Annotated in this window: 5 protein-coding genes; 2 read left to right on the top strand and 3 right to left on the bottom strand. The window is 67.0% G+C overall.

The window, feature by feature from the left end; translation table 11 throughout:
- Window positions 1–14: 14 nt before the first annotated feature.
- The 3 genes from ACLFQI_RS11425 to amrB form a co-directional block, all read right to left on the bottom strand.
- Complete coding sequence (locus ACLFQI_RS11425; RefSeq protein ID WP_410759436.1) at window positions 15–1298, bottom strand: HlyC/CorC family transporter; 1284 nt, start codon at window positions 1296–1298, stop codon at window positions 15–17.
- A gap of 129 nt (window positions 1299–1427) precedes the next feature.
- Complete coding sequence (gene amrA, locus ACLFQI_RS11430) at window positions 1428–2147, bottom strand: AmmeMemoRadiSam system protein A (protein ID WP_410759438.1); 720 nt, start codon at window positions 2145–2147, stop codon at window positions 1428–1430.
- Entirely contained in the window at window positions 2134–3018 is an 885-nt protein-coding gene (gene amrB / locus ACLFQI_RS11435; RefSeq protein ID WP_410759440.1) for an AmmeMemoRadiSam system protein B, read from the bottom strand. The genes amrA and amrB overlap by 14 nt, the downstream gene beginning before the upstream one ends.
- A gap of 129 nt (window positions 3019–3147) precedes the next feature.
- Here amrB and amrS point away from each other — a divergent pair, with 129 nt between their 5' ends.
- Together amrS and ACLFQI_RS11445 are read left to right on the top strand one after the other, a co-directional pair.
- Window positions 3148–4206, top strand: a complete 1059-nt coding sequence (gene amrS, locus ACLFQI_RS11440; RefSeq protein WP_410759442.1) for an AmmeMemoRadiSam system radical SAM enzyme — start codon at window positions 3148–3150, stop codon at window positions 4204–4206.
- A 27-nt stretch (window positions 4207–4233) separates the two neighbouring features.
- On the top strand, window positions 4234–5166 hold a 933-nt coding region (locus tag ACLFQI_RS11445), incomplete at its 3' end, for a recombination-associated protein RdgC (protein WP_410759444.1).

Genomic DNA, 5166 nt, shown 5'->3' on the forward strand with positions numbered 1-5166 from the left:
GCTGGCGGGCAGCCCTAATGCACGCGCGACGGTGGTTTGCGATACCGCACCGTCTTCACCGCCGTCTCGTCGGCCTGGATGATCTCCAGCGGATAGCCGCCCAGCTTGAGGCTGGTACCGGGCTCGGGAATGGTTTCGAGATAATCCAGGATCACGCCGTTGAGCGTTTTCGGGCCGTGGGTCGGTAGCGACCAGCGCATGGCGCGATTCAGCTCGCGGATGGTAATGGTGCAGTCGATCAGCAGGCTGCCGTCGTCGCTGCGGTGGATGTCCGGGTAGGCATCGGCCGGGTCGGTGGTGAACTCGCCGACGATCTCTTCGAGCAGGTCGGCGAGGGTGATCAAGCCCTGGAAATCGCCGTATTCATCGACCACCAGCCCGACACGCTGGCGGGCGCGCTGGAAATTGATCAGCTGTCGATAGAGATGCGTGCCCTCGGGCACGAAATACGGCTCGCGCGCGATCGAGCGCAGAGAGTCCTTATCGAGCTGGCCACGCCCGATGCCGTGCTCGAGCAGCGCATGCATCGCGCTGCGCGAGTGGATCATGCCGACGACATTGTCGAAGTTGCCGTCGAACAGCGGCAGCAGGGTGTAGTTGGCGCGGCGAATGGCGGCGATGATCTCGTCGACGGGATCTTGCAAGTCGATGCCCTCGACCTCGTTGCGCGGGATCATGATCTCCTCGACCGTGGCGTTCTCCAGATCCAGGATGGCGATCAGCATGTCGCGGCTTCGCTGCGGGACCATGGCGCCCGCCTCGTTGACTACCGTGCGCAGTTCCTCGCGGCTGAGCGCGTGGTCCTGGCCGTTCTGCAGGTGGACCCCCAGCAGGCGCAGCAGGCCGTTGGTGACCAGGTTCACCGCCGCGACCACCGGGTACAGCAGCTTCAGCAGCGGTATATAGACGAAGGCAGCCGGGTAGGCGATGTGCTCCGGATGCAGGGCGGCGAGGGTCTTCGGCGTGACCTCGGCGAAGATCAGGATGATCAGGGTCAGCAGCCCGGCGGCGATGGCGATCGCGCCCTCGCCACCGACGCGCAGCGCGATCACGGTGGCGAGCGAGGAGGCGAGGATGTTGACGAAATTGTTGCCGAGCAGGATCAACCCGATCAGCCGGTCGGGACGATCGAGCAGGCGGCGCGCGAGGATGGCGCCGCGTTTGCCCTGATCCGCCTGATGACTGAGGCGGTAGCGGTTGAGCGTCATCAGCGCCGTCTCGGAACCGGAGAAGAAGGCGGACAGCAGCAGGAGCACGCCGAGCGAGGCGAGCAGCACGGACAGGGGGATCTCGTTCACGACAGGTTCAGGGATTCACGACACGGGCGGTTATCGTCATTTGCCCTGACTCACAGAGACGACAATCGCGTCGAATCTGGGCTTTTGAGCCAGTGTTGTCGATCAGGTCAAGCGCGGCCATAGGGGCAATCACTCACTGAAGGATTCCGTGCGGTAGCGCGCGACCTGGATGCGCTCGGACCAGTGCGTCGGCGCCAGCCCGGCCTTCTGTTTCAGATGGCGCAGGAAGGCCTCGGGGCTTGGCAGTTGCGACCAGACCGAGGGCAGGAAGGTACCGCGGCGCTGGCCCTCGCTGAGGATGAGGCCATCGATGCCGGGTTCGAGCATGGCGAGCAGTTCGGCCTCGCTGGCGAACGCGAGCGGTTGCGGTGGCGTCAGCACCGAGATCGCGATCCGCACGCGCTGCAGCTCCTCGGCGCTCAGCGGCGGGAAGCGCGGGTCGCAGAAGGCGGCGGCGTAAGCGTTCTCGGCGACATCGCAGGCGAGGTCGGTGACGGCTTCGAGATGGCCGATGCAGCCGCGCAGCTGGCCGTCGCGTTCGAGGGTGACGAAGCTCGCGCGCCGTGCGCGCAGGGCGGGCGCTTCCGGCTCGGGATCGATCGCGAGCGGCGCGCCCCGCGCGAGTCCGTGCGCGATCGAGTCGCGCGCGATGGCGAGCAGGCGCGCGCGCTGCACGGCGCTCAGCGCGCGATGATGATCATCGGCCGCGGCGGCACCATCGGGCGCATTGGACGCGCCCTGCGCGCGAGCGGACGGATGAGGCCCGCCCCCGGCGGCACCAGCCGCACCGGACGCATCGGGCGAACCAGCAGGCGCGGCGGAGTCTGGTCTTGGATCAACTGAAGACATAGGCGCCATAGCCTACCACGTGATCGCGTGGACCGGCGGTATCGCCCGAGTTGCGCAGATCCAGTATCCGGCCCTGCGCCTGGCGCGCGCGCGCGAGCGTCAGCAGCCCGGCGATGGCGCTTTGCCCGCAGGCCTGCTCGGGGGCGATGCGTTCGGGATGCAGGGCGCGGATCGCCTCCGAGGTGCGCGCGTCCAGGGCCTGGGCCGTGGCGTAGTCCAGATAATGACTGAGATCCGAGCTGACCACGATCAGACTGTCCTCGGCCTCCCAGAACGGCGCCAGGATCTCGGCGACTTGGGCGGCGTCGACCGTGCCGACGAGGAACGGCAGCAGGCGGAAGCGCTCCAGCAGCACCTGCAGGAAGGGCAGTTGCACCTCGATGCAATGCTCGCCGGCGAAGGCGGCATCCAGGCGTTGGATCTGCGGATGCATGGCGATGAGTCGATCGAGCGTGGCCTGATCGACCGGAACCTGGCCGAGCGGGGTCTCGAAGGCGCTCGCGCTGCTGGTCGCTAGCCCGCGCACCGGCAGCCGATGCGGCGGTCCCAAGAGCACCACCTGCTCGATCTCGGCGGCATGATCGGCGAGCGCGGCATAGGCGCTGCCGGCGACGGGGCCAGAGAACACATAGCCGGCATGGGGCGCGATGAGCGCCTGCGGGCGGGGCGCGGCAGCCGTGCCGGCTTGGCGAAGCTTGCCGGCCTGCGGTTGATCCGCCCCTTGGCCCGCTTGGGTCTGATCGGCCAGTCTCTGCCTTGCCTGCCGCTGACCGGCGGCGATGAACCCTTGCACCGCCTGGCTGAGTCGGGCGGGGTCTTGGTCGTAGAAGCGACCAGCAACGGCTGGTGGCTGGATCCTCGGTGATTGCATGCCGTACCTCCCGGTGCGGTTGGCAATGGTGTGTCGTATCTACAATTGTAGACAAAGAGCACTCGCTAGGTTTCCGTCCGCCGTTTGCTCTAACAATCGTCCAAGCCCTTCGGAAGCAGGAGGACTCTCATGATCTTGAGCCCATCATTGGCCGAACAACGCCCCCATCCAACCCGCTTTTATCATGCGCTTGAGGACGGACGCCTCCAGTGCGATGTCTGCCCGCGCGCCTGCGCGCTGCATGAAGGCCAGCGCGGTCTGTGCTTCGTGCGCGGGCGCGAGCAGGATGCCATCCAACTCTACAGCTATGGGCGTTCGAGTGGCTTCGCCATCGATCCGATCGAGAAGAAGCCGCTCCATCATTTCCTGCCCGGCAGCTCGGTGCTCTCGTTCGGCACCGCCGGCTGTAACCTGACCTGCCGTTTCTGTCAGAACTGGGATATGAGCAAATCGCGCGCGATGGACCGGCTCGCGGTCGAGGCGACGCCGGAGCGGATTGCCGCCACGGCCCGAGAGCACGACTGTCGCAGCGTCGCCTACACCTACAATGATCCGGTGGTCTTCCTCGAATATGCCTGCGACACCGCGCGCGCTTGCCGTGAACAAGGCGTCCGCAACGTCGCCGTGACCGCCGGCTACATCAGCCCGGGCGCGCGTGAGGCATTCTTCGCCGACATGGATGCCGCCAATGTCGATCTGAAGGGCTTTAGCGACGCCTTCTACAAGCGCCTGTGCAGCGCGCGACTCGGGCCGGTGTTGGAAACCCTCGAGTATCTGCACCAGGAGACCGAGGTCTGGCTGGAACTGACCACCTTGCTGATCCCGGGCGAGAACGATAGCGATGATGAGCTGGCGCGGATGGCCGGCTGGGTGGTCGAGCACCTGGGCCCCGAGGTGCCGATGCATTTCAGCGCCTTCCACCCGGCCTATCGGATGCGGGATATCCCCGCGACTCCGCCGTCGACCCTGAGCCGCGCCCGGCGCATCGCCCGCGCGCAGGGCGTGCGCTATGCCTATACCGGCAACGTGCGCGACCCCGAGGGCGGCAGTACCTGGTGCCATGCCTGTGGCCATCGGCTGATCGAGCGCGACGGCTATCGACTCGGGCATTGGGGACTGACCGAGGCGGGCGCCTGTGAGCGTTGCGGCACCCGCTGTGCTGGCGTGTTCGAGGCGCCGGGTTCATAATAGCCGGCTTTTTGCGGAGGATCGGCTGTGTTCAAGAACGCCAAGGTGTATCGGCTGCAGGTGCCGTTCACGCTCGATCAGATGGCGCTGCATGCGCAATTGGGCGAGCGCCGTTTCCGTCCCTGCGGGCCGGTCGAGACCGCCACCATGGGCTGGACCGCGCCGCTGGGGCCGAAGGCGGAGCTGTTGGTGCACACGGTCGGCAAGGTGCATCTGCTGGCGATGCGCCGCCAAGAGCGGTTGCTGCCGGGCTCGGTGGTGACCGAGGCGGTGGCCGAGCGCGTCGCCGAGATCGAGCAGGCCGAGATGCGCGAGGTCGCCCGCCGCGAGCGCACGCAATTGCGCGAGGAACTGCTGGCGGAGATGCTGCCGAAGGCCTTCACCCGCTCGCGGCTGGTGCGGGCCTACATCGATGCCGCCGAGGGCTGGGTGGTGATCGACGCCGGCAGCGACAAGGCCGCCGAGGAACTGCTGGCGTTGCTGCGCGAGACTCTCGGCAGCTTCCCGGTCAAGCCGCTGGAGCCGCAGGTGATCGCGGCCGAGCGCCTGAGCAACTGGATTCTTTCCGGCAAGACGGCGGCGGGTATCGATCTGGAGGACTCCTGCGTGCTGCAGGATGCCGAGGACGCGCGCTCGACGGTACGCTGTCGCGGTCAGGATCTGAGTTCGCCGGAGATCCGCAACCACCTCGATACCGGCAAACGCGCGGTCAGCGTCGGCATCAACTGGAAGGATCGGCTGTCGCTGCTGCTGAGCGAGGATCTGAGCCTGAAGCGGCTGCGCTTTGCCGACGAGGTCACCAACGAACTCGACACCGGCGATGCCGATGACGAGGGCGCCACCCTGGATGCCGAGCTGGCGCTGCTCTCGCTCGAACTGCGGGCGCTGTTGAGCAGCCTGTGCGAGGAGTTCGAGGTCGTGTCCGAGGTGCCGGCCCCAGCGCCGGCGTCCACCTCAGCG

The organism is Halochromatium sp. (genome assembly GCF_046541315.1).
Classification (GTDB): Bacteria; Pseudomonadota; Gammaproteobacteria; order Chromatiales; family Chromatiaceae; genus Lamprobacter.